The 24,762-nt window shown below is 66.5% G+C and carries 23 protein-coding genes and 2 pseudogenes; 16 read left to right on the top strand and 9 right to left on the bottom strand.

Features of this window, described 5'->3' with window-relative positions; all coding sequences use genetic code 11:
- The coding region (locus AC56LG_RS24330) for a transposase (protein WP_497168613.1) at nucleotides 1–186 on the bottom strand (186 nt) is incomplete at its 3' end.
- Between the two features lie 51 nt (nucleotides 187–237).
- Between AC56LG_RS24330 and AC56LG_RS24335 the strand changes: the two are divergent.
- A pseudogene (locus AC56LG_RS24335) lies at nucleotides 238–486 on the top strand (benzoate/H(+) symporter BenE family transporter); the annotation flags it as partial.
- 48 nt (nucleotides 487–534) lie between these two features.
- Nucleotides 535–1,881 (top strand): MFS transporter, encoded by a 1,347-nt coding sequence (locus tag AC56LG_RS24340; RefSeq protein WP_497168614.1) that lies wholly within the window; start codon nucleotides 535–537, stop codon nucleotides 1,879–1,881.
- Nucleotides 1,882–1,893: 12 nt separating this feature from the next.
- Here the strand turns inward: AC56LG_RS24340 and AC56LG_RS24345 are convergent, their stop codons facing one another.
- Nucleotides 1,894–2,754: an alpha/beta fold hydrolase gene (locus tag AC56LG_RS24345; protein ID WP_497168615.1), complete on the bottom strand. Its 861-nt coding sequence runs from the start codon at nucleotides 2,752–2,754 to the stop codon at nucleotides 1,894–1,896.
- 100 nt (nucleotides 2,755–2,854) lie between these two features.
- Here AC56LG_RS24345 and AC56LG_RS24350 point away from each other — a divergent pair, with 100 nt between their 5' ends.
- The 4 genes from AC56LG_RS24350 (at nucleotide 2,855) to rnk (ending at nucleotide 6,934) form a co-directional block, all read left to right on the top strand.
- Entirely contained in the window at nucleotides 2,855–3,706 is an 852-nt protein-coding gene (locus AC56LG_RS24350; protein ID WP_497168616.1) for a LysR family transcriptional regulator, read from the top strand.
- Between the two features lie 184 nt (nucleotides 3,707–3,890).
- Nucleotides 3,891–6,086 carry an OsmC domain/YcaO domain-containing protein gene (locus tag AC56LG_RS24355; protein ID WP_497168617.1) on the top strand — a complete coding sequence of 732 codons (2,196 nt, stop codon included), beginning with the start codon at nucleotides 3,891–3,893 and terminating at the stop codon, nucleotides 6,084–6,086.
- Between the two features lie 217 nt (nucleotides 6,087–6,303).
- Nucleotides 6,304–6,507 (top strand): hypothetical protein, encoded by a 204-nt coding sequence (locus AC56LG_RS24360; RefSeq protein WP_497168618.1) that lies wholly within the window; start codon nucleotides 6,304–6,306, stop codon nucleotides 6,505–6,507.
- Between the two features lie 19 nt (nucleotides 6,508–6,526).
- Entirely contained in the window at nucleotides 6,527–6,934 is a 408-nt protein-coding gene (gene rnk, locus AC56LG_RS24365) for a nucleoside diphosphate kinase regulator (protein ID WP_497168619.1), read from the top strand.
- A gap of 19 nt (nucleotides 6,935–6,953) precedes the next feature.
- Here the strand turns inward: rnk and AC56LG_RS24370 are convergent, their stop codons facing one another.
- Both AC56LG_RS24370 and AC56LG_RS24375 read right to left on the bottom strand, forming a co-directional pair.
- Entirely contained in the window at nucleotides 6,954–7,565 is a 612-nt protein-coding gene (locus AC56LG_RS24370; RefSeq protein ID WP_497168620.1) for a response regulator transcription factor, read from the bottom strand.
- Nucleotides 7,555–9,156 (bottom strand): ATP-binding protein, encoded by a 1,602-nt coding sequence (locus tag AC56LG_RS24375; protein ID WP_497168621.1) that lies wholly within the window; start codon nucleotides 9,154–9,156, stop codon nucleotides 7,555–7,557. The genes AC56LG_RS24370 and AC56LG_RS24375 overlap by 11 nt, the downstream gene beginning before the upstream one ends.
- Before the next feature lie 345 nt (nucleotides 9,157–9,501).
- Between AC56LG_RS24375 and AC56LG_RS24380 the strand changes: the two genes are divergently transcribed.
- The 6 genes from AC56LG_RS24380 (at nucleotide 9,502) to AC56LG_RS24405 (ending at nucleotide 13,787) form a co-directional block, all read left to right on the top strand.
- Nucleotides 9,502–9,882: an HPF/RaiA family ribosome-associated protein gene (locus AC56LG_RS24380; protein ID WP_497168622.1), complete on the top strand. Its 381-nt coding sequence runs from the start codon at nucleotides 9,502–9,504 to the stop codon at nucleotides 9,880–9,882.
- A gap of 91 nt (nucleotides 9,883–9,973) precedes the next feature.
- Complete coding sequence (locus tag AC56LG_RS24385; RefSeq protein WP_497168623.1) at nucleotides 9,974–10,939, top strand: universal stress protein; 966 nt, start codon at nucleotides 9,974–9,976, stop codon at nucleotides 10,937–10,939.
- Nucleotides 10,860–11,387 (top strand): hypothetical protein, encoded by a 528-nt coding sequence (locus AC56LG_RS24390; RefSeq protein WP_497168624.1) that lies wholly within the window; start codon nucleotides 10,860–10,862, stop codon nucleotides 11,385–11,387. Before AC56LG_RS24385 ends, AC56LG_RS24390 begins: the two co-directional genes overlap by 80 nt.
- A gap of 76 nt (nucleotides 11,388–11,463) precedes the next feature.
- A complete protein-coding gene (locus AC56LG_RS24395; RefSeq protein ID WP_497168625.1) occupies nucleotides 11,464–11,763 on the top strand; it encodes an antibiotic biosynthesis monooxygenase family protein in 300 nt (99 codons plus the stop codon).
- 8 nt (nucleotides 11,764–11,771) lie between these two features.
- On the top strand, nucleotides 11,772–12,452 hold the full coding sequence (locus AC56LG_RS24400; protein WP_497168626.1) for an SOS response-associated peptidase family protein: 681 nt from the start codon (nucleotides 11,772–11,774) through the stop codon (nucleotides 12,450–12,452).
- Between the two features lie 27 nt (nucleotides 12,453–12,479).
- Nucleotides 12,480–13,787: a VWA domain-containing protein gene (locus tag AC56LG_RS24405; protein ID WP_497168627.1), complete on the top strand. Its 1,308-nt coding sequence runs from the start codon at nucleotides 12,480–12,482 to the stop codon at nucleotides 13,785–13,787.
- Nucleotides 13,788–13,974: 187 nt separating this feature from the next.
- Here AC56LG_RS24405 and AC56LG_RS24410 read toward each other — a convergent pair whose 3' ends face one another.
- On the bottom strand, nucleotides 13,975–14,409 hold the full coding sequence (locus AC56LG_RS24410; protein WP_497168628.1) for an acetyltransferase: 435 nt from the start codon (nucleotides 14,407–14,409) through the stop codon (nucleotides 13,975–13,977).
- 191 nt (nucleotides 14,410–14,600) lie between these two features.
- Between AC56LG_RS24410 and AC56LG_RS24415 the strand changes: the two are divergent.
- Nucleotides 14,601–14,756: pseudogene (locus AC56LG_RS24415) on the top strand (IS5/IS1182 family transposase); the annotation flags it as partial.
- Here AC56LG_RS24415 and AC56LG_RS24420 read toward each other — a convergent pair.
- On the bottom strand, nucleotides 14,748–16,409 hold the full coding sequence (locus AC56LG_RS24420; RefSeq protein WP_497168629.1) for a mechanosensitive ion channel family protein: 1,662 nt from the start codon (nucleotides 16,407–16,409) through the stop codon (nucleotides 14,748–14,750). The pseudogene AC56LG_RS24415 and the gene AC56LG_RS24420 overlap by 9 nt on opposite strands.
- A gap of 188 nt (nucleotides 16,410–16,597) precedes the next feature.
- On the opposite strand from AC56LG_RS24420, the gene AC56LG_RS24425 reads away from it, so the two are divergent.
- Nucleotides 16,598–18,043 carry an NAD-dependent succinate-semialdehyde dehydrogenase gene (locus AC56LG_RS24425; RefSeq protein WP_497168630.1) on the top strand — a complete coding sequence of 482 codons (1,446 nt, stop codon included), beginning with the start codon at nucleotides 16,598–16,600 and terminating at the stop codon, nucleotides 18,041–18,043.
- Between the two features lie 64 nt (nucleotides 18,044–18,107).
- Here AC56LG_RS24425 and AC56LG_RS24430 read toward each other — a convergent pair whose 3' ends face one another.
- The 3 genes from AC56LG_RS24430 to AC56LG_RS24440 form a co-directional block, all read right to left on the bottom strand.
- Nucleotides 18,108–19,622: a CitMHS family transporter gene (locus tag AC56LG_RS24430; protein ID WP_497168635.1), complete on the bottom strand. Its 1,515-nt coding sequence runs from the start codon at nucleotides 19,620–19,622 to the stop codon at nucleotides 18,108–18,110.
- Between the two features lie 358 nt (nucleotides 19,623–19,980).
- The gene (locus tag AC56LG_RS24435) at nucleotides 19,981–21,423 is read right to left on the bottom strand and encodes a sensor histidine kinase (protein ID WP_497168631.1); all 1,443 of its coding nucleotides are present in this window, start codon (nucleotides 21,421–21,423) and stop codon (nucleotides 19,981–19,983) included.
- Nucleotides 21,424–21,434: 11 nt separating this feature from the next.
- A complete protein-coding gene (locus AC56LG_RS24440; RefSeq protein WP_497168632.1) occupies nucleotides 21,435–22,130 on the bottom strand; it encodes a response regulator in 696 nt (231 codons plus the stop codon).
- A gap of 136 nt (nucleotides 22,131–22,266) precedes the next feature.
- Between AC56LG_RS24440 and AC56LG_RS24445 the strand changes: the two genes are divergently transcribed.
- Nucleotides 22,267–23,325 carry a porin gene (locus tag AC56LG_RS24445; protein ID WP_497168633.1) on the top strand — a complete coding sequence of 353 codons (1,059 nt, stop codon included), beginning with the start codon at nucleotides 22,267–22,269 and terminating at the stop codon, nucleotides 23,323–23,325.
- Between the two features lie 19 nt (nucleotides 23,326–23,344).
- Complete coding sequence (locus tag AC56LG_RS24450; protein WP_497168634.1) at nucleotides 23,345–24,331, top strand: Bug family tripartite tricarboxylate transporter substrate binding protein; 987 nt, start codon at nucleotides 23,345–23,347, stop codon at nucleotides 24,329–24,331.
- Nucleotides 24,332–24,762: the final 431 nt, after the last annotated feature.

Consider the following 24,762-nt stretch of genomic DNA (forward strand, 5'->3'; position numbering starts at 1 on the left):
TGAGCGCTGGCCCGTGTCACGCTCCTGCTGGCGTACCCAGCGGCGCAGCGTCTCCGGCGTGCAGCCGATCTTGGCCGCGATCGACGTGATCGCCGCCCACTGCGACTCGTACTGGCTGCCGGCTTCGCTGACCATGCGCACAGCGCGCTCGACGACTTCGGGGGAATACTCGGGTTGCTTTTTCATGACTCCATTCTCTCAAACAATGGAGCCTCTACAAAACCCGGGGCGATTCAGTTCGCGGCCTTGCCGAAGGAACTGGTGGTCACGTTGGCGGGGCTGGCGCTGGTCGGGCCGATCACGGCCAACCTGGCCGGTGTCGTCGCCGCCGACGACCACCGCGAAGCGGCCGTCATCACTTTCCTCGCCACCGCATCCGGCATGCGCTTCCTCGGCCTCGGTTCGGCTTTCTGGGGCATCGTCATCGGCATGGTGGCCTGGTGGATCCTGCATGGGAGGAGGGCGCCGACACATCCAGTCAAGTAGGACTGACCGCGCGCAATTCAAACACCAACGATTACGGAGACACGTATCATGCGACACATCGACATCCACAAGACCGCGGACGCGGCCAGGTTCAACCGCTTCCATGCAGCGCTGCTGCTGTGGTGCGCGATCATCATCATCTGCGACGGCTACGACCTGGCGGTGGCCGGCATCGCGCTGCCATCGATCATGCAGGACATGGGCGTCACTGCCCAAAACGCCGGCTTCATGGTCAGTTCCGCCCTGTTCGGCATGATGTTCGGCGCGATCACCCTCGGCACCCTGGCCGACCGCATCGGCCGGCGCGCCGCGATCGCCATCTGCATCGGCCTGTTCAGCGTGTTCACCGCCGCCGCGGGTCTCACGAACGACCCGTACGTGTTCAGCGCCATGCGCTTCCTGGCGGGCCTGGGCATCGGCGGCGTCATGCCCAACGTGGTGGCGCAAATGACCGAATACTCGCCGCGCAAGATCCGCGCCACGATGGTGACGCTGATGTTCAGCGGCTACGCCGTCGGCGGCATGCTGGCCGCCGTCCTCGGCAAGGGCTTGATCGAACAATACGGCTGGCAGTCGGTGTTCCTGGCGGCCGGCGTGCCGGTGCTCCTGATTCCGTTCGTGCTGAAGTCGATGCCGGAATCGATGCCTTTCCTGCTCAAGCAGGGCCGCCTGGACGAACTGAAGGCGATCCTTGGCCGCCTCGACCCGGCCTATCGCGCCCAGCCGGGCGACCGCTTCGACCTGCCGGCGGTCGAGCGCGCTTCCGGCGCGCCAGTTGGCCAGCTGTTCCAGGTCGGCAGGGCGTTTTCCACCGCGATGTTCTGGATCGCCTTTTTCATGTGCCTGTTCATGGTGTACGCGCTCAGTTCCTGGCTGACCAAGCTGATGGCGGGCGCCGGCTACAGCCTCGGCTCGGCGCTGACGTTTGTCCTGGTGCTGAACTTCGGCGCGGTGATCGGCGCCGTCGGCGGCGGCTGGCTGGCCGACAAGTTCCACATCAAGTACGTGCTGATGGCGATGTATGCGCTGGCAGCGGTGTCGATCTCGCTGCTTGGCTATCCTGTGTCGACGCCGGTGCTGTTCCTGCTGGTGGGCCTGGCCGGCGCCTCGACCATCGGCACCCAGATCGTCACCTACGCCTACGCCGGCCAGTTCTATCCGGGGGCGATCCGCTCGACCGGCATCGGCTGGGCCTCTGGCGTCGGCCGCAGCGGCGCGATCCTGGCGCCGATCGCGATCGGCACCCTGGTCGGCATGACCCTGCCGCTGCAGCAGAATTTCATCGCGATTGGGATTCCCGCGGTGGTGGCGACGCTTGCGGTGGCGCTGATCCGGCATGAGCGTTCCGCTGCTGCGCCGGAACTGCGGGTAGCCGCAGTGCGCAAGACCGCCTGAAGGCCGCTCTGCCTAGCCCGCGAAGGCCTGCACCAGCCGGTTGAAGCTAGCCGGGTGGGTGACGTTCATCCCGTGCGAGGCGCCGGCGACCGTGCGCTTGTCCACCTGCGCGATCCAGCCGGCCAGCTTTTCCACGTTGTCGCGGTACATGCGCGGACTCTTTTCGCCGGCGATCAGCAGGGTGGGACAGGCGACGGCGCCGGCCGCGGCGCGCGAATAGGCCGGCAGCGGATCGCGGAACTGCTTCGGCAGCGTGGCCGCGTTGGCCAGGGCCATGCTGCGGAACGCCGGGCTGCTGCGGCGCCAGATGCCGGCCATGCTGACCGAGTCGACGAACATTTCCAGTCCCGCGTCCAGCGCGCCGCCGGCGATCAGCGCGGCGACCTGGTCGCGCAGCGCCAGCGTGGCGGGCGGCAGCGCGGCTTCCACACCGTCCCCAAGGTCGAGCGGGCCGCCGGGATCGGCGAGGGTCAGGGTCTTCACCAGCACCGGATGAGCGCGTGCCAGCTGGAAGGCGACGCAGGCGCCGCGCGAATGCCCGACCAGGTGCACCGGACCGCTGTGCAGGACGCTGATGAATTCCGCGAGTTCGGCGACGTGCGCCTCCCAGCTGAACGCGCCCTGTGCGCCGGTTTCGTCATTCGGCCAATCATGCGGCCAATAATGGCCGAGGCTGACCGACACGCACAGGAAATGCGTCGACAGCGCCGCCGTCTGCGCGTTCCAATAGCGGTAGTCGCACAGCGAGCCATGCACGAACACGAGCGGCTCGCCCGCGCCCGAGGCGACGTAGGCCATGCGCTGCCCGGATGGCAGCGTGGCGAAGCTGGGTTCGGGTACGGCAAAGATGGGGGAATTCACACGGGCGTTCATAGTCGGCCTCCTTGTCGCTACTATGCTCCTGTACGAGCATTAAGAAAATCGCATAATATTGATCATATCCATCTGATTTTCTGATAGCTTCGAAGACCTTATGAAAGCGCTCGACCTGGACGTACTGGCCATGATCGTGGCCGTGGCCGACACCGGCAACATCAGCCGCGCGGCCGAACTGGTGCATCGCTCGCAATCGGCGGTGAGCATGCAGATCAAGACGCTCGAAAGCGCGCTCGGCAAGCCGCTGTTCGTGCGCCGGCCGCGCAGCGTGACGCCCACCCAGGATGGCGAAACCCTGCTGGTATACGCGCGCCGCATGCTGGCGCTGCGCGAGGAAGCCTGGGCGGCCGTGGTGCGGCCCGACGTCACCGGCCGCGTCGTCATCGGCGTGCCCGACGATTACGCGTCGTCGCTGCTGCCCTCGATCCTGAAGAAGTTTTCCGCCACTTACCCGAAGGTCGAGATCGGGGTGGTCGGGCTGCCGAGCGTGCAGCTCGCGCCGCTGGTCAAGGACGGCTCGGTCGACCTGGCCTGCGCCACGCGGGTGAAAGGCCTGTCGGGAGAGTTCATCCGCTTCGAACCGATGGTCTGGGCCGCCAACGCGAGCGCCGGCGAGCTGTGGCGCGAGCGGCCGCTGCCGATCGCGGTCTTCCTGCCCGGGAGCGTGGCGCGCGAAAACGCCATCCGCAGCCTGGAACGCGCGAAGATCCCTTACCGCACCTCGTACGAGAGTCCCAGCATTCTCGGGCTGCTGAGCATGGTCGAGGCGGGGCTGGCGGTGGCGCCGCTGGCGCGCTGCGCGGTCCCGGCCCACTTCGCCCTGCTGGACGAGACACAGGGCTTGCCCGACATCGACCCGCTCGAGATGATCCTGGCGCGCAGCACCAAGTCGCGCCGGCCGCCCTGCGATTTTTTGGCCGAGAAGATCATGGCCGAGCTGCGACGGTAAGCTTTCGCACCGAGACATCGCCGGTTGCTATGTGAGACAATCGCGGCTTCCGCAATGACGTGCACCTCGCTTAGTCATTGACCTGTACAGCCCTGCCTTGCAGGGCTTCGTATTTTGCATATTGTTATATGGCTGGGACGACGCATCATGCCGGACCGTCGCTGCCACCAACTGGAACACTTCCATGGAAATCAAAGTCAACTTCCTCGACAAACTGCGCCTGGAGGCCAAGTTCGATGACTTCACCGTCATCGCCGACCAGCCGATCCGCTACAAGGGCGACGGCTCGGCGCCGGGTCCCTTCGATTACTTCCTGGCTTCGTCGGCCCTGTGCGCGGCCTATTTCGTGAAGTTGTACTGCAACACCCGCGACATCCCGACCGAGAACATCCGCCTGTCGCAAAATAATATCGTCGACCCGGAAAACCGCTACAAGCAGATCTTCAAGATCCAGGTCGAGCTGCCGACCGATATTTCGGACAAGGACCGCCAGGGCATCCTGCGCTCGATCGAGCGCTGCACCGTCAAGAAAGTCGTGCAGGAAGGACCGCAGTTCGTCATCGAAGAAGTCGAGAGCCTGGACGCCGACGCCCAGGCGCTGCTGACGCTGCAGCCGGATGCCGCGGCGCGCACCTACATTCCCGGCAAGGACCTGGCCTTGGAGGAAACCATCGCCAACATGTCGGCGCAGCTGGCCAGCTGGGGCATCAAGATCGAGATCGCCTCCTGGCGCAACATCGTGCCGAACGTGTGGTCGCTGCACATCCGCGACGCGCATTCGCCGATGTGCTTCACCAACGGCAAGGGCGCGACCAAGGAAAGCGCACTGGCTTCGGCCCTGGGCGAATACATCGAACGCCTGAACAACAACCACTTCTATGCCGGCGTGTTCTGGGGCGAAGACATCGCCAGGGCCGACTTCGTGCATTACCCGAGCGAGCGCTGGTTCAAACCGGGACGGAGCGACAAGCTGCCGAAGGAAATCCTCGACCCATATACCCTCGGCATCTATGACCCGGACGGCGAACTGCGCGGCTCGCACCTGGTCGACACCAATTCCGGCAACGCGGAGCGCGGCATCGTCTCGCTGCCCTACGTACGTCATTCGGATGGCGCAACCGTGTACTTCCCGTCGAACCTGATCGAGAACCTGTATGCCAGCAACGGCATGAGCGCCGGGAATACGCTGGCCGAGGCGCAGGTGCAGTGCCTGTCCGAGATCTTCGAGCGCGCGGTGAAGCGCGAAATCCTCGAAGGCGAATTCGCCTTGCCGGACGTGCCGCAAGAGGTACTGGCGAAATACCCCGGTGTCAATGCCGGAATCAAAGGCCTGGAAGAGCAGGGCTTCCCGGTGCTCGTCAAGGATGCGTCGCTGGGCGGCCTGTATCCGGTGATGTGCGTCACCCTGATGAACCCGCGCACCGGCGGCGTGTTCGCCTCGTTCGGCGCGCACCCGAGCTTCGAGGTGGCGCTGGAGCGCAGCCTGACCGAACTGCTGCAGGGGCGCAGCTTCGAAGGCTTGAACGACTTGCCGCAGCCGACCTTCGCCAGCGAAGCCGTGACCGAGCCGTACAATTTCGTCGAACACTTCATCGATTCGAGCGGCGTGGTGTCGTGGCGCTTCTTCAGCGCCAAGTCGGACTACGACTTCGTCGAGTGGGATTTCTCCGGCGAGGGCAAGGACTCGAACGCGCAGGAAGCGGCGACCCTGCTCGGCATCCTGGAAGAGATGGGCAAGGAAGTCTACACGGCCGTGTACGACGAACTCGGTGCGGTCGCCTGCCGCATCCTGGTGCCGGGCTATTCGGAAATCTATCCGGTCGAAGACCTGGTGTGGGACAACACCAACAAGTCCCTGCTGTTCCGCGAAGACATCCTGAACCTGCACCGCCTGGACGACGAGCAGCTGTCGGATTTGCTGGATCGCCTGGAAAACAACGAGCTCGACGAACATTCGGATATCGCCAGCCTGATCGGCATCGAGTTCGACGAAAACACCGAGTGGGGCCAGCTGACCGTGCTCGAGTTGCGCCTCCTGATCAACCTGGCGCTGAACGAATTCGAAGCCGCCCACGACCTGGTCGGCGCCTTTTTGCAGTACAACGACAACACGGTCGAGCGGCGCCTGTTCTACCAGGCGCTGAACGTGGTGCTGGAAGTGGTGCTGGACGACGAGCTGGAACTGGACGATTACGTCCACAACTTCCGCCGCATGTACGGCGACGTGCGCATGGACGCCGCGCTCGGCTCGGTGGACGGCAGCGTGCGTTTCTTCGGCCTGGCACCGACCAGCATGAAACTGGAAGGGCTGGACCGCCATCACCGCCTGATCGACAGCTACCGCAAGCTGCATGCGGCGCGCGCCAGGGTGGTCATGTAGGGTGGACTCCCGAGTCCACGCGTAAACGCCGCGCACCGCCTGCTTCCACGGCCACGGAAACGGCGTCATATCAGGGAAACCCTTACGCAGGTTCCCCGATGCCCCGGCGCGCAACCTCCGCCATACTGACGCTTGATGTTCGATGCATGAGGCGCTCGCGTGACCAGCCAGGTCGCGCGTGTGCGCCATGCGCGTCTATGCCAGGAGGAACCAGCCAATGAAATCCCACTCTGCACCATTCGAACGCGAGCCCGGATCGCATGCGAAGTCACGCATGGAACGCCGCAGCAAGCGCCGCATCGCCAAGGCCATTGTCGCGCGCGGCCTGCGCCGGCGCCGGGGATTGGCGCGCGTCGTGCTGTCGGGCGGCGCGGCGGCGGCGATCGCCACCATGGCGACGTTGTTCGAAGCCACGCTCTAGCACCATGATGGAGTCCCGCATGAACCAACCCAATCCGATCGTGTCCTCGCGCGACCTCGCACGCATCGAGGCGCTGCTGGGCGCCATGCCCGCGCGCACGCTGCCCGGCAAGGACGCGCTGATCGATGAACTCGACCGCGCCGACGTGCGCGCGCCGCACGACATGCCGCCGGACGTCGTCACCATGAATTCGACGGTACGATTTGCAATGGCGGTGCCGCGCAAGGAATTCTGCCTGACCCTGGTGTATCCGGAAGACGCCGGCTGCGCGGACCGGATCTCGGTGCTGGCGCCGGTCGGCAGCGCGCTGCTTGGCCTGGCGGCCGGGGACGCGATCGAATGGCCGACGCCGCGCGGCGGCAAGCTGCGCCTGGACGTGCTCGAAGTGGTGGCGCAACCCGAGCGCGAGGGCGACTTCCTGCGCTGATCGGGCACAGGCGCCGATATTATCCGGCGCCGTACTGCAAGTGCTGGCGCACCAGGTCGGCGACCGTCGGCGCCTGCAGTTTTTCCATCATGCGCGCCTTGTGTACCTCGACGGTGCGCACGCTGATGCCGAGGTCGCGCGCGATCTCGCGGTTGTGGCGGCCGGCCACCACCAGTTGCATCACTTCGCCTTCCCGTGGGGTCAGGCTGGCATGGCGCCGCGCATAGTCCGCATGGGCCGGGCCGGCGCGGTTGTCGCTGGCCTGGCGCAGGAAGGCTTCTTCGATCGCCGCCACCAGTTGCGCTTCGCGCAGCGGCTTTTCCAGGAAGTCGACCGCGTCGGCGCGAAACGCTTCGCGTGCCGAATCGACGTCGCCGTGGCCGGTGATGACCAGTACCGGCAGGCGGCAGCCGCGCTCGCGCAAGGTCTTTTGCAGCGTCAGGCCATCCATGCCCGGCATGCGGATGTCGAGCAGCATGCAGCCGCGCATGGCCGGCGACCAGGCCTGCAGGAAGGCTTCGGCGTCGGCGAAGAACGCCGTGCGGTAGCCGTGCAGGCTCAATAGCAGGCCGAGCGCATCGCGCACGGCGGCGTCGTCGTCGACGATGTAGACGGTGTTTTCAGTGGTCATACGATGCACTCCGAATCGGTTCTTTGTCCGCACCCGCCGGCTGCGCCGGCACTGTCAGTGTGAATGCCGCCTGGCGCCCCGGTTCCGCCACCAGCGTACCGCCGTGGGCTTCGACGATCGAGCGGCTGATCGCCAGCCCGAGCCCGAGGCCGCTCGACTTGAGCGACACGAAAGGTTCGAACAGGCGCTCGCGTACCTTGTCGGCGATGCCGGGGCCGTTGTCGGCGACGCGAATCCGGATCGAACCATTTGCCACGCCCGCATCGACCGTGATGTGGCGCGGCGCGTCCGCTGGCATTCCCTCCAGCGCTTGCAAGGCGTTCGCCAGCAGGTTGCGCAGCACGATGTCGAGCTGGATGCGGTCGCCCAGCAGGTGCGCGTCCGGGAGCGGCCGCACTTCCAATGCCACCCCGGCGGCGCGCGCCTGTTCGGCGAATGCGCCGACGCTGTCCTCTACCAGTTGCGCCAGCGACAGCGCTTCGAGCGCGATCGCGCCGCTGCGGAAGAATTCGCGCAAGCGCCTGAGCACGTTGGCGGCGCGCTGCGATTCGGCCGCCATCGCGTCGATGGTCTTGTGCAGCAGCGGGTCGCCGCCGTCGCGCAGCACCAGCCGCTGGCAGGCGCTGCCATAGGCCGAGAGCGCGGTCAGCGGCTGGTTCAGCTCGTGCGCCACGGCGGCCGCCATTTCGCCGGCCGCGGCCAGGCGCAGCGAGTGGCGCAGCTCGTCGCTGGCGCGGCGGGCCAGGTCGACCGCGATGCCGATCAGGAAGCCCGACAGGATCAGGGTCAGCACCAGCATCTGCAGGTTCGGCATCTGCTCGAGGTGGGCGACCGGCCACAGCGCCGCGACGGTGACGCCCGCTTCGAGTACGACCGCGGCGGTGACGGCGCCCGCCATCCCCTGGCGCGACGCGGCCCAGGCCAGCGGCAGCATCAAGAGGTAGTAGGCAAGCGAGGCCGGGGCCGGGCTTCGCAGCGCGATCGCCAGCACAAGCGCGATGACGGCCGTGTAGGCCAGCGTTTCGCGGGTGCGTACCCGCGCCAGGAAGTCGGCGCGCAGGTCCGGGGCGAACAGGCAGCAGGCGGCGGGCACCAGGGCCAGCACGCCCGCGGTCTCGGCGATGGCGTAGCGCGTCAGCACGTCGATCCAGTGCAGTTGCGTCCCCGTGCCGCGCACGGTGGCCGCATACAGCAAGGCGCTGGTCAGGCTGCCCAGCGCCACCACGCCGGCCCAGAGCAGCATGCCGCGGTGGCTGGCAAAAAAGGCGCTGCCGGGCAGGCGGCTGCGCGTGAATGCGGCCAGCGCCAGGTACACCGGCAGCGGCAGCAGACCGGCCAGCAGCGACAGCGCCGGCTGCGCGGGCAAGGCCGGCGTGATGCTGGCGGCCAGCAGGGCGGCGACCACCAGCGGCGCCAGCGCCTGCCTGCCATGGCGCACCAGCGCATATAAAGCAAGGCCGGCGGCCGGATGCCAGACCGGGGCGATGGCCTGGTAGCGGGCTTCCGGCCCGCTCAGCATGTCGCAGGCGATATACGCCGCCACGAAGGCGCAACCGTACCAGATCGAGCGGAGGGCGGGCAGGCCGGCCATGGCTTCTTTCTTGAATGGAGGATGGACGCATTATCGCCGTTCAGGCGCTGGTAGACACTAAGCGAAACCCTTACGGGGAGTGGCGAATGGTCAAGCGCTGCCGGATGGGCGAGACTGAGAGCCTATCCCAGTAGCCCGGGGTCGCTGCGGGCGCGCATGACAAGCGGGTGCTGCGTTGCTCGTCAGTTGCATGGCCCGCCATGCGCCTTCCTTGTGCCTTGCCCGCGCTTGCCCTGCATCGCCTACGCGCATGTCGCTCGCGGCTTCCCCCGGTCTACTGGAACAGGCTCTTGAGCCCGGCCACGGATGTGGTCCCGTCCAACCAACGAGACAGGAGGAAGCGCCATGGAAGTCCATCTGCTTGCTAAACAGTTCCCCTTGACCCCAGCCCTGCGCGGCTATGCCGAACGGCGCCTGCGCGCCGGGTTCGCGTTCGCGCGCGACCGGATCGGCGACGTCGTGGTGCGTCTGGGCGACCTCAGTGGCGCGCGCGGCGGGCACGACATGCTGTGCCACATCCTGGTCGCGGTACCCGGACGGCCGACGCTGGTGGTGCGCGACGTCCATGGCGACCTGTACACCGCGATCGACCGCGCCGTCAAGCGCGCCGCCTACAAGGTGCGCCAGATGGTGGCGCAGCGGCGCTACCTCGAGCGCTGGGGCCATCGCAGCCCGGCCAGTGCACGGCGTGCGCTGGCGCCGGCCCTGGCCGGGGCGGACAGTTGATGTGTCGGGACGCACCGCAAGCGGCGCCGCCCAGCCCGCGCCGGAGATCACCCCGCAGGAGATTACTGATCATTCAGAAAGGAGTACGCCTGTGTTGTACGGCATCCTGGTGGCGACCGCATTTTCCGACCGGTCCGCCGACCCGCCGCGCCGCGCCGCCATGCTGGCCGCGGCGCACGCATCGGAATCGTTCGAGGTCCTGTCCGTCGTCGCACCAGGCGCGATGGGCCGGCTGTGGCGGCGCGCCACGCGCCACCTGAGGCACCAGGCCGCGCGCCTGCGCGGCGCCTTTGGCGTGCACTGCAGGCCGCTGCTGGGCGCCGGCGGCCTGGCCGCGCAGGCCATGGCGCGGGTCGACGCGACCCGGCCCTGCCTGGTAGTGCTGGGCTGGCATGCGCCGTCCTGGCTTGGGCGCCTGCGCAATGCCTGGACCTTCGCCACGGTGGCCCGCCGCAGCCGGCGCCCGGTGCTGGTGGTGCGTAACGCGGCGCTGCGGCCCTATGCGCGGGTGCTGGTGGTGACCGACTTTTCCGACGCCGCGCTCGATGCGGTGCAGGTCGCGCTGCGCTGCGCACCCGGCGCACGCTTCACGCTGCTGCATGCGCTCGACACCGGCATGGAGGGTTACATGCGCCGCGCCGGGGTGGCGAGTCACGTCATCGAGCGGCACCGGCAGAAGGTGCGCAGCGCCGCCCGCGCCGCGTTCGCGCGCTTCGTCGAGCGGCTGGCGCTGCCGGGCACGCGCTTTTCGCTGTTGCTGACGCCGCACCCGGAGCGCGTGGCCCTGTCCGTCCATGCCGTCGGCGCGGCGCCCGACCTGATCGTGGTGAGCGAACGGCCGTGGGGTATCCCCGGTGGCCTGCCCGGCATCTCGGCCACCCACGAAGCGCTCGCGGCCACGTCCTGCGACCTGCTGGTGGTGGCGCCGGCGAAGGACGGTGTTACACTGCCGCCCTTACCTCGAAGTTTCGCACGCCATGACCAACAAAAAACAATCCAACTCGGAAAAACCAGCCGGGCGCCCGGAGAACCCCTTCCTCGACGTCGGGTTCTATGACCGCGTGCGCGACTACACCGAGCGCGACGCCACCTTCTCGAAAGAGCTCAAGGCAATCGCCGACCGCGGCGCCGGCAAGCAGAACACCGACGCGCGCTTCGCGCCATCGCTGGAACTGCTGCGCGGCGTCGTGAAAAAAGGCGTGTCGCTGGACGAGATGTTCAAGCGGATCGTCGCGGGCACCGAATCGGGCCTGTGGGAACCGTGGCTGGCCGCCTTCGGCATCGAACTGCGCGGCGTCAGCTACGCCAAAGGCGAAGCGCGCAATGCGCGCCTGGCGCTGGACCTCAGCCTGGGCGCCAAGGCCAATCCGCTGTTCGCCAACGCCGGCATGCGCAACTGGCGCAGCCTGGTCGCGGAAGACTGCGCCCAGCTCCAGATCGACAAGCCGACCGTCGACACGCCCGCCAAAGCCTGGGCCATTTTCTTCCTGGACGCGGCAGAGTAACACCGGCGCCGTGGCATAATCGTCATCCGATGCGCACGGTTGCGCATGCAGCGAAAATGCAGCGAAAGGAGAGGCGATGGTACTCGAAAGTGCGGAACTGTTGATCAAGCCCGGCATGGAAGCCGAATTCGAAGCCGGCGTGCGCCAGGCGACGCCGCTGTTCCAGCGTGCTCGCGGCTGCGCCGGCATGCAGCTGCAGCGCGGCGTCGAGAACCCGCAAGCCTACCGCCTGCTGGTGCGCTGGGAAACGGTGGAGGACCATAACGTCCACTTCCGCGGCAGCGACGATTTCCAGGAGTGGCGCCGCCTGGTCGGGCACTGCTTCGACGGCGCACCCAACGTCAACCACCTGGAAACGGTGTTCGAAGGCTTCTGAGTCCGGCCATGTGCGTCAATTACCAGCCTCCCACGCCCGGGCAATTGGCCACGCTCGAGGCGTTCACCGACCTGCCGCGCGACTGGCGCTGGCCGGAAGAGACCTGGAAGGATTATCTCGCACCGATCCTGCGCGCCCGCCCCGGCCGCCGTCCAGCCGCGCGCCTGGCGAGCTACGGCATGGTCCCGCGGCGCCACTTCAAGCCCGGGATCAAGGCGTTCGACACCATGAATGCGCGCGCCGAATCGCTGCACGAACGGCGTTCGTTCGCCCCGGCCTGGCACCGCCTGCAACTGTGCGCGGTGCCGATGGCCTGGTTCTACGAACCCTGCTACGAGAGCGGGCGCGCGGTACGCCATGCGATCGGCATGCGCGACGACGCATTGTTTTATGTTGCCGGTCTGTGGCGCGACTGGCAGGAGGAGGACGGTAGTTTCGCCACCTCGTTCACCCAGATCACCATCAACGCTGACGACCATCCGCTGATGCGGCGCATGCACCGCCCTGGCGACGAAAAGCGTTCGCTCGTGATCCTGCCGCACCAGGACGTCGGCGCCTGGCTCGGCTGCCGCAGCATCGACACCGCGCGCACTTTCCTGCGTCACTATCCCGCATCGAGCATGCGCGACTGGCCGGCGCCGGGTGCGCCCAGGCCGGCCGCGCCATCGCCCAATCTTGAGCTGTTCTGATCGTTCGACACACGACAAGGAGCATCGATGAAGCAACTCACACGAGGGGAGCGCCTTCCGCTGGGCGCTTTTGCAGCCGATGGCGCCGTGCGGACCGCTTTGTCCGCGCGCGGACTGGCGCTCGACTTCGCCTGTTTCGGGCTCGATGCGGGCGGCAAGCTGGCCGGCGATCCCTACATGACCTTCTTCAACCAGCCGCGCACGCCCTGCGGCGGCGTCGCGGTCGACAAGGACGGGTTCGCGTTCCAGCTGGGACGGCTGCCGGCGGCGGTCGAACGGGTGGTCATCACCGCCAGCATCGATGGCGCCGGCGTCATGTCGCAACTGCAGGCGGGGACACTGCGCCTGCTGGGTGCGCAGGGTGAGTTCGCGCGTTTCGATTTCGCCGGCCAGGACTTCGCGGCCGAGCAGGCCGTGATGCTGGGCGAGTTGTACCGCAAGGATGGCGGCTGGCGCTTCATGGCCGTCGGCCAGGGGTTCAATGGCGGGCTGGCGGCGCTGGTCGCGCATTTCGGGGCCGATGTCGCATCGGCACCGGCACCGCCACCTGTGCCCGCCAAGGCGCCCGCGGTCAGCTTGGAGAAGCGCGTCGAGCGGGCGGCGCCGCAACTGGTCAACCTGGTCAAGTCGGCCGGCGTGTCGCTGGCCAAGGTCGGCCTCGCGCAGCACCGCGCCCGGGTCTGCCTGGTGCTCGACATCTCCGGCTCGATGAGCACCCTGTACCGCAAGGGGCTGGTCCAGGCGTTCGCCGAACGGATCCTGGCGCTCGGCTGCCGCTTCGACGACGATGGCGAAATCGATGTGTTCCTGTTCGGCCGCAACGTTCATCGCGACGAACCGATGGGCCTGAACAACTGGTCGCGCTACGTCGGCCAGATGATCGAGCGCCACCCGCTCGAGGGCGATACCCGCTACGGCGCGGCGATGGAGGCCGTGCGCCGCCATTACTTCCCCGACGCCCGCGGCGGCGAGCGCAAGACGCCCTGCAAGGCGGCGTTGCCGGTGTATGTGATGTTCGTCACCGACGGCACCACCTCCGACAAGCCCCTCACCGAGCGCCAGCTGCGCTGGTCGAGCCGCGAACCGATCTTCTGGCAGTTCATGGGCATCGGCAAGGGCAAGAAATCGAAGAACAAGCGGCTGGCCAATTTCGCCGACTCCGACTTTCCCTTCCTGGAAAAGCTCGACGAACTCGATGGCCGCCTGATCGACAACGCCGACTTCTTCGCCGTCGCCAGTCCCGACGAGCATTCCGACGATGCGTTGTACGACCTCCTGATGACCGAGTATCCGGGCTGGCTCAGGCTGGCGACAGGCGCGGGCCTGCTGGGGTAAAGGCTTAAAACGCCTGACAAAACCTGTCCTTGTCTCCAGGGCAGGAGCCGGCGGCATTCAGCCGTGCAGAACCGCGCGTGTTCCACGAAGGGCAGGAAGGTGGTCACTTTGAGCTACCGGGAAATGGCGAAAAATTTTTGCCGGTCGACTTTTTTCAACACAATCGGCCAACAGCATTCACTCAGGATCAGCTGTGAGCCAAATGAATCAGAGGATAAGGTCGTCCCTGTCCATCCAGTGGAGAGCGGCCTGTCCGTTTGAAACCCATCTTTTCGTAAAATCCAATAGCTTGACCGTTCTGCTCATTGACATCCGTGGTCATGGTGGGATGGAGCGTCAGGCCGTGACAGACTAGCGCTGCACCAATGCCCAGCCCTCTCAAGGCAGGGTCAACGAATAGTGCCTCCATGTGGCCGTCATCAATAAGCATGAATGCCTGAGGATAATCATTAGCATCCACTGCTAACCAGAGCACAGCTTTGGGGAGGAAGTCGCAGACCAATTCTTCAATGGCTTGACGGTCCTCTGGCTTCAAGAAATCATGTGTAGCATCGACTGCGCGGCGCCAGATTTCGACAGCACGTGCGCCCTCATCGGGACGAGAAAGTCGAATAGTGGTCATTGTTTAGTAGTAAGTGTTTAAAAAGCGGGGAAATTCTAGCATCGGAAATGCCGCTCAAGAGTGGCAAAGATCCCAGCGAATGGCGGCAATGGGACGACGCCGGACTTACACGACCGTAATTCGGTAGCCAGGATGGCAGCCGTGTTCCAGACGGCCTGGAGTCGCGTGAAAGACTCGGCCGATGGCGTTGAGTCGTCGAGCGCACCTTGGGATGGTTACATCGCTTTCGCAGATTGCGCATCTGGGACGAGCGGCGAGCCGACATCCATCAGGCGTTCCTTTCACTTGCCTGCTCGCTCATCTGTTGGCAGTATGTCGAACGGTTTTGTCAGGCGCTCCTAGGCTGACCGGCTGAGCCGACCCGGCGCCGCGGTATCGTGGCCGGCCTGCGCCGGCGGCCGCAAAGCCAACGCTTCCAGCGCTTCCAGCTGGCCCGGCGAGAAGGCGATGGTCTGGGTCTGGAAAGCCAGCCCGATGCCGGCCGCTTCCAGCCGCTCGTAGATCGTCAGCAGCAGCTCTTCCCGGATCAGCACGCTGGCATCGAATTCGCGCACGTCGATGTACGAGAACACCTCGATGTTGAACGAACGCTCGCTGATCTTGGCCAGGTTGGCGCGCGCGCCTTCGGCGATCTTCTCGTGCCCGGCCAGCACGCCCTGCACGATGGCGATCGCCTCGCGCAGCTTGGCCGACGACACGGCGTAATCGATGGCGATGACCGGATTGAACAGGAAGCGCTCGCGCGGCGCGAAGTTCTCGATCTGGCGCGCCGACAGGTCGCCGTTGGGAATCGTGACCACGGTGCGCTCGCCGGTGCGGATGCGGGTCGAGCGGATGCCGATGTCCTCCACGGTGCCGATGACGTCGCCAACCTTGATGAAGTCGCCCACCTGGGCCGGACGGTCGGCGATCACGGTGACGCTGCCGACCAGGTTTTCGACCGTCTTCTGGGCGCCCAGCGCCAGCGCGATACCGCCGATCCCGAGCGCGGCGATGCCGGTGGTGACGTCGATGCCGAAGGTGTCGAGGATGCCGATCCCGGAAAACACCAGCAGCAGGACTTTCGCCGTGCGCCGCAGCAGGGTGATGACCGACACCACCTGGCGCCGCTGGTGCCGCTGCATGCGCACGATCGCCAGTTCGGCGATGGCGTCGACCAGGCGCAGGCCGAACCAGACAAAGGCGATCACGAACACGATGCCGGTATAGCGCAGCAGGGTCTGGCGCGCGACGATGGCGACCGGCAGCCGTTCGACCCAGTTCAGGAACACGATGACGGCGATCAGGAGGCTCAGCGGCGGCAGCGCCGCCTCGAGGAAGCGGTACAGGCCATGCGACGCCGGATCGGCGACCATGCGCCGGATCGCGGCCACCAGCAATGCCGCCACCATCCACAAGCCGCCGAAGATGACGACTGCCAGCCCGACCAGCAGCGCCCAGTCCTTCAGGGGCGCGCCGGCGACGATGTACTTGTCCGGTTCTTGCACCGGCGCCGCCGCGCGCTGCTTTTCCGCCGCGGCGATCTGGCGCGCCGTGTCCTGGGAAATGCGCCACACCTGCTGGCCGGCTTCCTCGCTGCGGGCCAGCAGCACCGGCATCTTCTTGCCGCCCACGGCGATGTGGCCGACTTCTTCCTGGTCGAGCGGCAGGTCGTCGTCGATCCGGCCGACGGCCTCGTTCGACAGGGCGACGTAGGGTTCGAGCGAACCGCCATTGTCGAGCAAGGTCTGGAAGGCGCGCGCCTGGATGGCGGCGTTGACGCGCTGGCGATTGGTGTCGCCGGGCAGGTCGAAGAACTGGGCGGCACGGTCGTAATCGTGCTCGGCCAGCGCCTTGATCAGGTTCGAGACCATCGAGCGCGGGCTTTCGCGGCCGAGCGGGTCGGGCAGGGCGGCGGGGGCGGTGGGGGCGGCCTCCGGTTCGCCGGGAAGGGCGGCGCCGGCGTGGAAGGGAGAGGTGATTGCCAGGAGAATCAGGAAGCGGACGAACAACAGGCGCATACTCAAAGCGACTCCTTTGACTGAGGATTGACAGGTGTCGGGTCGCAAAGTCTAGCATCCACGGGTGAGTCTGCCCGCACCGTTGCCGCGCGGACCTGCTTTGCTCCCTGGTTTGGCGGCACCGTCGCTGCAAGGTCTGCGCGCTCGGGTTACTATCTCGATTTACCCAACACAGGAACGTAACCGCCATGACCACGTCCAGCTACCCAGACACCCGCCTCCTGATCGCCAACGAATGGATCGACGCCACCGGCGGCAAGACGATCCCGGTCGTGAACCCGGCCACCGGCCAGCCGATCGGCACCGTGGCCCACGCCTCGATCGCCGACCTCGACCGCGCGCTGGCGGCCGCCCAGGCGGGCTTCGAGACCTGGCGCGCCGTGCCCGCGGCCGAACGCGCCGCCACCATGCGCCGCGCCGCGCAGCTGCTGCGCGAACGCGCCGGCGACATCGCCCGCCTGCTGACCCAGGAACAGGGCAAGCCCCTGGTCGAAGCCAAGGGCGAAGCCATGGCCGGCGCCGAGATTATCGACTGGTTCGCCGCCGAAGGCATGCGCGTCTACGGCCGCATCGTCCCGTCGCGCAACCCGGCCGCGCAGCAGCTGGTGCTGAAGGAACCGGTCGGCCCGGTCGCCGCCTTCACGCCCTGGAACTTCCCGATCAACCAGATCGTGCGCAAGCTGGGCGCGGCGCTGGCAACCGGCTGCTCGTTCCTCTGCAAAGCGCCGGAAGAAACCCCGGCTTCGCCGGCGGCGCTGCTGCAATGCTTCGTCGACGCCGGTGTGCCGCCGGGCGTGGTCGGCCTGGTGTTCGGCGATCCGGCCGAGATCTCGGGCTACCTGATCCCGCATCCGGTCATCCGCAAGGTCACCTTCACCGGTTCGACCCCGGTCGGCAAGCAGCTCGCCGCCCTGGCCGGCGCCCACATGAAGCGCGTGACGATGGAACTGGGCGGCCATGCACCGGTCATCGTCGCCGAAGACGCCGACGTGGCACTGGCGGTCAAGGCCGCCGGCGCCGCCAAGTTCCGCAATGCCGGCCAGGTGTGCATCTCGCCGACCCGCTTCCTGGTGCATAACGCGATCAAGGAAGAATTCACGCGCGCCTTCGTGCAGCATGCCGAGCGCCTGAAACTGGGTGACGGCCTGGAAGAAGGCACGACCCTGGGGCCGCTGGCCAATGCGCGCCGCATCAGCGCCATGGCGAAAGTGGTCGAGGATGCGCAGGCGCGCGGCGCGATCGTCGCCACCGGCGGCAAGCGCATCGGCGAGACCGGCAACTTCTTCGCACCGACCATCCTGGCCGACGTGCCGCTGGAAGCGAGCATCTTCAACGACGAGCCGTTCGGCCCGGTCGCCGGCATCCGCGGCTTCGACAGCCTGGAAGACGCGATCGGCGAAGCCAACCGCCTGCCGTACGGCCTGGCCGGCTACGCCTTCACGCGCTCGATCAAGAACGCGCAGCTGCTGATGAACCGCATGGAAGTGGGCATGCTGTGGATTAACCAGCCGGCGACGCCGAGCGCCGAACTGCCGTTCGGCGGCATCAAGGATTCGGGCTACGGCACCGAAGGCGGCCCGGAGGCAATGGAGGGCTACCTGAACACCAAGGCGGTGTCGATGGTCGGCATCTGATTTCCTTGGCCGGAATGAAAAACGCCCCTGGAATCCAGGGGCGTTTTTTTTGCGTGGCCCGTGCTTATGCGTTGCCCATGAACGGAATCACGCCAAACACGATCGCCGCCACCAGCATCACCAGCGCCGCGCTGATCGACCAGATCAGCGTGTAGCGCTGGTGGTCGCCGAACTCGACGCCCGACATCCCGACCAGCAGGTAGGTCGACGCCACCAGGGGGCTGAGCAGGTGCACCGGCTGGCCGATGATCGAGGCGCGGCCGATTTCGGCGGCGCTGATGCCGTACACGGCGGCAGCCTTGGCCAGGATCGGCACGACGCCGAAATAAAAGGCGTCGTTCGAGATGAAGAAGGTGAACGGAATGCTCAGCACACCGGTGACGATGGCCAGGTAGGGGCCCATCCAGGCCGGCACGGCGGCGATCACGCTGGTGGCGATCGCATCGACCATCCTGGTGCCCTGCAGGATGCCGACGAAAATCCCCGCCGCGAAGATCAGCGACACCACCGGCAAGACGTTGGTCGCATGCGAGGCGATGCGTTCCTTCTGTTCTTCCAGGCCGGGGTAGTTGACCATGATGGCGATCGCGAAGAAGATCATGAACAGCACCGGCAGCGGCAGGGCGCCCATGATCAGGAGTCCCATCAGGGCGGCGGTCAGGGCGAAGTTCACCCAGATCAGTTTCGGGCGCTTGATGCCGGCGTCGCCGCCGTCGAAGGTCGGGCCGGCATCGTTGCCGGAGCCGCCGACCGAACCTGACACCGTGCCAGCGGCAGCAGTACCGGTATCGGCAGCACCCGCGATGAAGTGCACTTTGCTTTCCGCTGCAGCAGTGCCGGCGTGCGCAGTCCACTGGCCGGTGGTGCCGTTCATTTCACCGGCAACAGGAAGTCCGGCGCAGGCCGGCTGCAGCACGCTGACCTTGGCCGCTTTTTTCGTCTTCACCTGTGGGATCTCGCTGAGGAAGCCGACACGCTTGCGTTCCTTCATGCCCAGTACATAGGCGACGAACAGCACCCAGCCCGCGGTCACGGCCATCGGCAGGATCATCGGCACGAAGATGTCGCTCACTTCGACGCCCAGGGCGCTGGCGGCGCGCGCGGTCGGGCCGCCCCAGGGCAGGATGTTGAAGACGCCGCCGGCCAGCATGATCACGCAGGCCAGCGTCAGCCGGCTCATGCCGAGGCGTTTATATAGCGGCAGCATTGCCGCCACCGTGATCATGTAGGTGGTGGCGCCGTCGCCGTCGAGCGATATGCACATCGCCAGCGCCGCGGTGCCGACCACGATCTTCATCGGGTCGCCGCCGACCAGTTTCAGGATGGTGCGCACGATCGGGTCGAACAGGCCGGCATCGATCATGACGCCGAAATACAGGATGGCGAACATCAGCATGACGCCGGTCGGCGCCAGACTCTTGATCCCGGCCAGCATCATCGGCCCGAGCTCGGCGCCGAAGCCGCCGATCAACCCGAAGACGATCGGCACGACGATCAGGGCAACCAGCGCCGGCAGGCGCTTCGTCATGATCAGGAACATGAACACTACGACCATCGAATAGGCCAGGGCGGTCAACATCATCATTCTCCTTGCGGGTGCGGTGCCCGTATCCAGGCAGGTCCGCCGTTGCTCGTTGCGGGAGGCGCGCCGGGTTGACGAAGCCGGGCCTGCGTCGTGCAGGACAGGGCAAGGGCACCGGGACACGCCGCCAGGCCGGCGCGGTGTGCGCCGGCCTGGCTTACGGGTCGATCAGGCGTGCGCCGTCACGTGGTGCCAGGTAGTGCGGGGGCCGGCGGGGCGGTGCGCTGCCAGGACGGCGGGCGCGGAAGTGGGGTTGTTCATGCTGTCTCCGATTGTTGTCATCGTGATGGATTGCTCTTTTGTGCCAAGGATAGGCACCCTTGGCTTTCAATCAGCTTTCAGACAGCTATCGGATTTACTGCGTCGGCTCGAACGCCGGGAACCGCACGCTGACCTTCAGGCCGCGGCCCGCCGCGCCGGGAGACAGCGCCAGGGCGGCGCCGTGCAGCGTGGCGATGTCGCGCACGATGGCCAGCCCCAGGCCGGTGCCGCCGGGATTGGCGTCCAGGGTTGCCTGGGCGCGGTAGAAGGGCATGAAGACCTTGTCGTATTCCGCGGGCGCGATGCCGGGGCCGCTGTCCAGCACTTCGAGCAGCACGCCGCCTTCAGGGCGCCCGATGCTCAGCAACACGCTGCCGCCCGGCGGCGTGTAGCGTATCGCGTTGTCGACCAGGTTCGATACCAGTTCGTGCAGCAGCAAGGCCTGGCCGTTGACGGTCGTATCCTCTCCCGCGGGCGCTTCCAGCGCCAGGTCGATGCCGCGCGTGACCGCCGGCAGGGCCAGTTCCAGCCCGACCTGGCTGGCCACCGCCGCCAGCGACACCGGCCCCTTGTCGGTGCTGCCGCTGCCGTGTTCGATGCGCGCCAGCGTCAGCAGGCGGTTGGCCAGGTGGATGGCGGAGTCGGTGGTGCCGGCGATCGAGCCGACGATGGCGCGCATCGCGGCGGCGTCGTTTTCGCGCAGGGCCAGTTCGGCCTGGGTCTTGAGCACGGCCAGCGGCGTACGCAGCTGGTGCGAGGCGTCGGCGATGAAGCGGCGCTGGCTGGCGATCAGGTCCTGCATGCGCGCCATGGTGCCGTTCATCGCCGCCACCAGCGGGCGCACCTCCTTGTGCACCAGCGCCTCGTCGATGTTCGACAGGTCGGACAATGCGCGCGTCTCGACCTCGTTCTTCAGCCGCATCAGCGGGCGCAGCACGAGGCGCACGGCGAACCACACCAGGCTCGCCACGGCCAGCACCAGCAGCGCCTGGCGCAACAGCGTACCGACCAGGATGCGCCGCGACAGCGCGTTGCGCGCGTCCAGCGTCTCGCCGACCTGGATCAGGGCGATGCCGCGCATCGAATCGTCGTACACCGGCTGCAGCAGGGCGGCGATGCGCACCGGTTCGCCGTTGTAGTCGGCATGGTAGAAGCGCACCAGCGCCGGATACAGGTCGCTGCGCGGCACCTCCTTCGGCACCGGCGGCAAGTCCTCGTAGCCGGACACAGATTCACCCTGCAGGCCCGTCACCTTGTAATAGATGCGGCCCAGGGTATCGGTCTCAAAACTGTCGAGCGCGACGTAGGGCACGTTGGCCACCACCTTGCCGTCCCTGACCGAGACCCGTTCGGCGAGCGCGCGCGTGGAGGCCAGCAGCGAGCGGTCGTAGGCGACGTCCGCGGCCTCGAGCGCATCGCGGTAGAGCGACACGGCGTTGAGCGCAACCAGCGCGACCAGCGGCAGGATCAGCCAGCGCAGCAACTGGCCGCGCAGGCTGCCGGGCGCTTTCGAAGGCAGGGAAGCGGAAATGGTCATGGCGATGGCGCTCAGGACGCCGGCCGTTCCTGCATCAGGTAACCGATCCCGCGCAGGGTCACGATGGCGGCGCCGCCGTCGGGACGGCGTTCGAGCTTCTTGCGCACGCGGTGGATATATAGTTCGATCGCGTCGAGGTTGGCGTCGTCGTTGAGCGCGAACACTTCGTCGAACAGCTTTTCCTTCGATAGCGCGCGGCCGGGACGCGCGATCAGCGCTTCGAGGACCGCGTGCTCGCGCGGCGTCAGGGCCAGCGGCTCGCCGCAGTAGGTGAACATGCGCGTGACGGTATCGAAGCTGAGCTGGCCGCAGCGGTGCACCAGCGTCTCGCTGCCACCGCCGCGCCGCCGCAGCAAGGCTTTCACGCGCGCCTCGAGTTCGGCCAGCTCGAAAGGCTTGGCCAGGTAGTCGTCGGCGCCCAGGTTCAAGCCCTGCACCCGTTCTTCCAGGCCGCCGCGCGCGGTCAGAATCAGAACCGGCGTGCCGCCGCGGGCGCCGCCACGGGCGCGCAGGCGGCGCAGCACGTCCAGCCCATCCATCCTGGGCAGGGTCAGGTCGAGGATCACCAGGGCGTAGTCCTGAGTGTGCAGCAGGGCGTCGGCGTCGGCGCCGGTGGCGGCGCATTCGACGGTGAGGTGGGCGTCGCGCAGGGCTTTCGATACCCAGTGCGACAGTTCGACGTGGTCTTCGACTAACAGGATTCTCATCGCGCCAGTGTAAGCGCAAAGGCCAGGCTGCGTGAAGGCGCGTGCTTGCTCAACGATGCGTGAAAGCGAATTGAAAGCTGTCCATGCATATAGTCGCCACAAACAGAGCATTTCGATAACAACGCACGGAGACAGCATGAAGCAATCGATTCTCGCGCTCGCCGCCCTGGCAGCGCTTTCCCATAACTATGCGCGCGCCCAGGACAGCGTCCAGCTCTATGGCCTGGTCGACGCCGGCGTCGAAGCCGTCAATCACGCCGGCGCGGACGGCGATAGCGTCGTGCGCGTGGTTTCGGGCGGCAAGAACACCTCGCGTTGGGGCGTGCGCGGCAGCGAAGACCTGGGCGGCGGCTTGAAGGCGGTGTTCAACCTGGAAGGCGGCATCCTGATGGACAGCGGCGCCTCCGACGGCGCCCTGTTCAAGCGCCAGGCCTGGGCCGGCCTGGAGGGCGATTTCGGGCGCGTAGTCATCGGCCGCTCCTTCACCACGACCTATGACCTGGTGATCAAGTTCGACCCGATGGGCTTCGCTCCGAATTATTCCTGGGCCACCAGCGGCGGCGCCACCGGGCCGTCGAAGTATGGCATGACGACTTCCTTCGACAACCTCATCAAGTACAAGGGCACGCGCGGCGGCTTTACCTATGGCGCGACGATCGGCCTGGGCGAGCAGGGCGGCAGCACGGCGGACGGGCGCAAGCTGGCGCTGGGCGGTTCCTGGTTCGGTGACGGCCTCGGGTTGATGGCGGCCTGGGAGCAGGTTAACGGTACGACGGCGCCGGGCAGTGGGGCGCGCGACAAGACCACCGCTTATCACCTGGGCGCGGACTACAAGAGCGGCCCATGGCGCTACAGCGCCGGCATGCGCGGCTACAAGCTGGCTTCAAGCCGGGCGGCGGTTGCCGACCTGCGCGGTAATACCTACTGGGGCGGGATCGCCCGCGTCGCCGGCAAGGTCACGCTGACCGGCGCCGTCTACCATATCGACACCAGGAACCTGCCGGCCGGCCAGGACGCCGACCCGACCATGCTGGTGGCGCGCGCCATGCTGGCGCTGTCGAAGCGGTCCGACCTCTACCTGTCGGCCGCCCACGCCAAAGCCAGTCATGGCCAGCCGGTCGGCCTCTCGCGTGACGACGCCGGTACCGGCACGACGCAAAGCGGCATCACCGCCGGCATCCAGCACAGGTTCTGATCGGCGCTATCATGGCGCCATGAAGCTACTTCGAAATTTCCTGTTGCCCGCCCTGGTCCTGGTTTGTCACGGCGCCACGGCGCGGCCGCCCGCTGCCGAATGCCTGATTCCGTCCAAACCGGGCGGGGCAATGGATCTCACCTGCAAGCTGGCCCAGAAGGGCATGCACGAGGCAGTGGCGCATGACGCGACCGGTGCGTCCGAACTGGCGCTGAAGTACATGCCGGGCGGCGTCGGCGCCGTCGCATGGCATACGCTGGTATCGCAGCGGCGCAGCGAGCCGAATACCCTGGTCGCGTTCTCCGGCGGCTCGGTCCTGAATCTCGCCCTCGGCAAGTTCGGCAAGGCCGAAGTCGACGACGTGCGCTGGGTTGCGGCCTTTGGCGCCGACTATGGCATGATCGCCGTGCCGGCGGACGCGCCCTGGCGTACGCTGGGCGACCTGATGGTGGCGCTGCGGCGGGATCCGCGCCGGGTCTTGATCGGCATGTCCGGCACGGTGGGCAGCCAGGACTGGATCAAGACGGCCCTGCTGGCGCGCCTGGCGGGCATCGACCCGCGCAAGCTGCGCTTCGTGGCGCTGGAAGGCGGCGGCGAGCAGTTCATTGCGATGCAGGCCGGCCACGTGCAGGCGGTGTCGGGCGATACGTCCGAAGCGCTGCTGTATGCACGGGAGGGCAAGGTCAGGGTACTGGCGGTGCTGTCGGAACGCCGCCTGCCGGGCATGCTGGCCGGCGTCCCGACCGCGCGCGAGCAGGGTTACGACGTGGTGTGGCCGGTCATCCGCGGCGTCTGGATGGGGCCGGGCGTGCCCGACGCCGACTACCGGCGCTGGGTCGCCGCCTTTGCCCGCATGGAGTCGAATCCGGAATTCGTTCGGTTGCGTGCCCAGGCCGGCCTGTATCCGTTCTCGCTCACGGGCGACGGGCTGACCCGCTATATCAAGCAGGCGGTTGCCGGCTATAGCCGCCAGGCCACGCAGCTGAAGCTGGTGCGCGAGCGTTAGAGGGGGCGTTCTACAGGCCGGCGCTTGTGGCGGCGCGATGGCTTTGCTATAGTTCGCCTCCGGTTGAAACGGCAACGAAATCAAGTAGTTAACGTTACGACAAGCTCCCGTGAAACACTGCGGTGTAGCAAGAAAGAAGTTGACGAGAATCAGAAGTTGCTTCATACTCTTGTTCCTGCTGCTGACAAACAAAACGATTTGTCGCTGACAGCAAGATGCAGTACCGCCCTCGGCGGGAGCCCAAGTTCTTTAAAAATTAACAGTCGATAAGTGTGGGCGTTTGATGAAGGTGCCAGCAGTTGCGTAAGCTCTGCTGATTACTTAAATTATCAAATGTTCACAAAAGTATTAAGCGTTGTCTCAGCAATGGGATGACGGTCAGTATCTTGAGTGAGCGACCCCTTAGCAATAAGGGTGACACGAAAGTGTCA

This window comes from Telluria sp. ZB2R32, from assembly GCF_059685715.1.

Coding starts and splice junctions, on each gene's coding strand:
- AC56LG_RS24340 (WP_497168614.1), top strand. CDS start 535: ATGCGACACATCGACATCCACAAGACCGCGGACGCGGCCAGGTTCAAC.
- AC56LG_RS24345 (WP_497168615.1), bottom strand. CDS start 2,754: ATGAACGCCCGTGTGAATTCCCCCATCTTTGCCGTACCCGAACCCAGC.
- AC56LG_RS24350 (WP_497168616.1), top strand. CDS start 2,855: ATGAAAGCGCTCGACCTGGACGTACTGGCCATGATCGTGGCCGTGGCC.
- AC56LG_RS24355 (WP_497168617.1), top strand. CDS start 3,891: ATGGAAATCAAAGTCAACTTCCTCGACAAACTGCGCCTGGAGGCCAAG.
- AC56LG_RS24360 (WP_497168618.1), top strand. CDS start 6,304: ATGAAATCCCACTCTGCACCATTCGAACGCGAGCCCGGATCGCATGCG.
- rnk (WP_497168619.1), top strand. CDS start 6,527: ATGAACCAACCCAATCCGATCGTGTCCTCGCGCGACCTCGCACGCATC.
- AC56LG_RS24370 (WP_497168620.1), bottom strand. CDS start 7,565: ATGACCACTGAAAACACCGTCTACATCGTCGACGACGACGCCGCCGTG.
- AC56LG_RS24375 (WP_497168621.1), bottom strand. CDS start 9,156: ATGGCCGGCCTGCCCGCCCTCCGCTCGATCTGGTACGGTTGCGCCTTC.
- AC56LG_RS24380 (WP_497168622.1), top strand. CDS start 9,502: ATGGAAGTCCATCTGCTTGCTAAACAGTTCCCCTTGACCCCAGCCCTG.
- AC56LG_RS24390 (WP_497168624.1), top strand. CDS start 10,860: ATGACCAACAAAAAACAATCCAACTCGGAAAAACCAGCCGGGCGCCCG.
- AC56LG_RS24395 (WP_497168625.1), top strand. CDS start 11,464: ATGGTACTCGAAAGTGCGGAACTGTTGATCAAGCCCGGCATGGAAGCC.
- AC56LG_RS24400 (WP_497168626.1), top strand. CDS start 11,772: ATGTGCGTCAATTACCAGCCTCCCACGCCCGGGCAATTGGCCACGCTC.
- AC56LG_RS24405 (WP_497168627.1), top strand. CDS start 12,480: ATGAAGCAACTCACACGAGGGGAGCGCCTTCCGCTGGGCGCTTTTGCA.
- AC56LG_RS24410 (WP_497168628.1), bottom strand. CDS start 14,409: ATGACCACTATTCGACTTTCTCGTCCCGATGAGGGCGCACGTGCTGTC.
- AC56LG_RS24420 (WP_497168629.1), bottom strand. CDS start 16,409: ATGCGCCTGTTGTTCGTCCGCTTCCTGATTCTCCTGGCAATCACCTCT.
- AC56LG_RS24425 (WP_497168630.1), top strand. CDS start 16,598: ATGACCACGTCCAGCTACCCAGACACCCGCCTCCTGATCGCCAACGAA.
- AC56LG_RS24430 (WP_497168635.1), bottom strand. CDS start 19,622: ATGTTGACCGCCCTGGCCTATTCGATGGTCGTAGTGTTCATGTTCCTG.
- AC56LG_RS24435 (WP_497168631.1), bottom strand. CDS start 21,423: ATGACCATTTCCGCTTCCCTGCCTTCGAAAGCGCCCGGCAGCCTGCGC.
- AC56LG_RS24440 (WP_497168632.1), bottom strand. CDS start 22,130: ATGAGAATCCTGTTAGTCGAAGACCACGTCGAACTGTCGCACTGGGTA.
- AC56LG_RS24445 (WP_497168633.1), top strand. CDS start 22,267: ATGAAGCAATCGATTCTCGCGCTCGCCGCCCTGGCAGCGCTTTCCCAT.
- AC56LG_RS24450 (WP_497168634.1), top strand. CDS start 23,345: ATGAAGCTACTTCGAAATTTCCTGTTGCCCGCCCTGGTCCTGGTTTGT.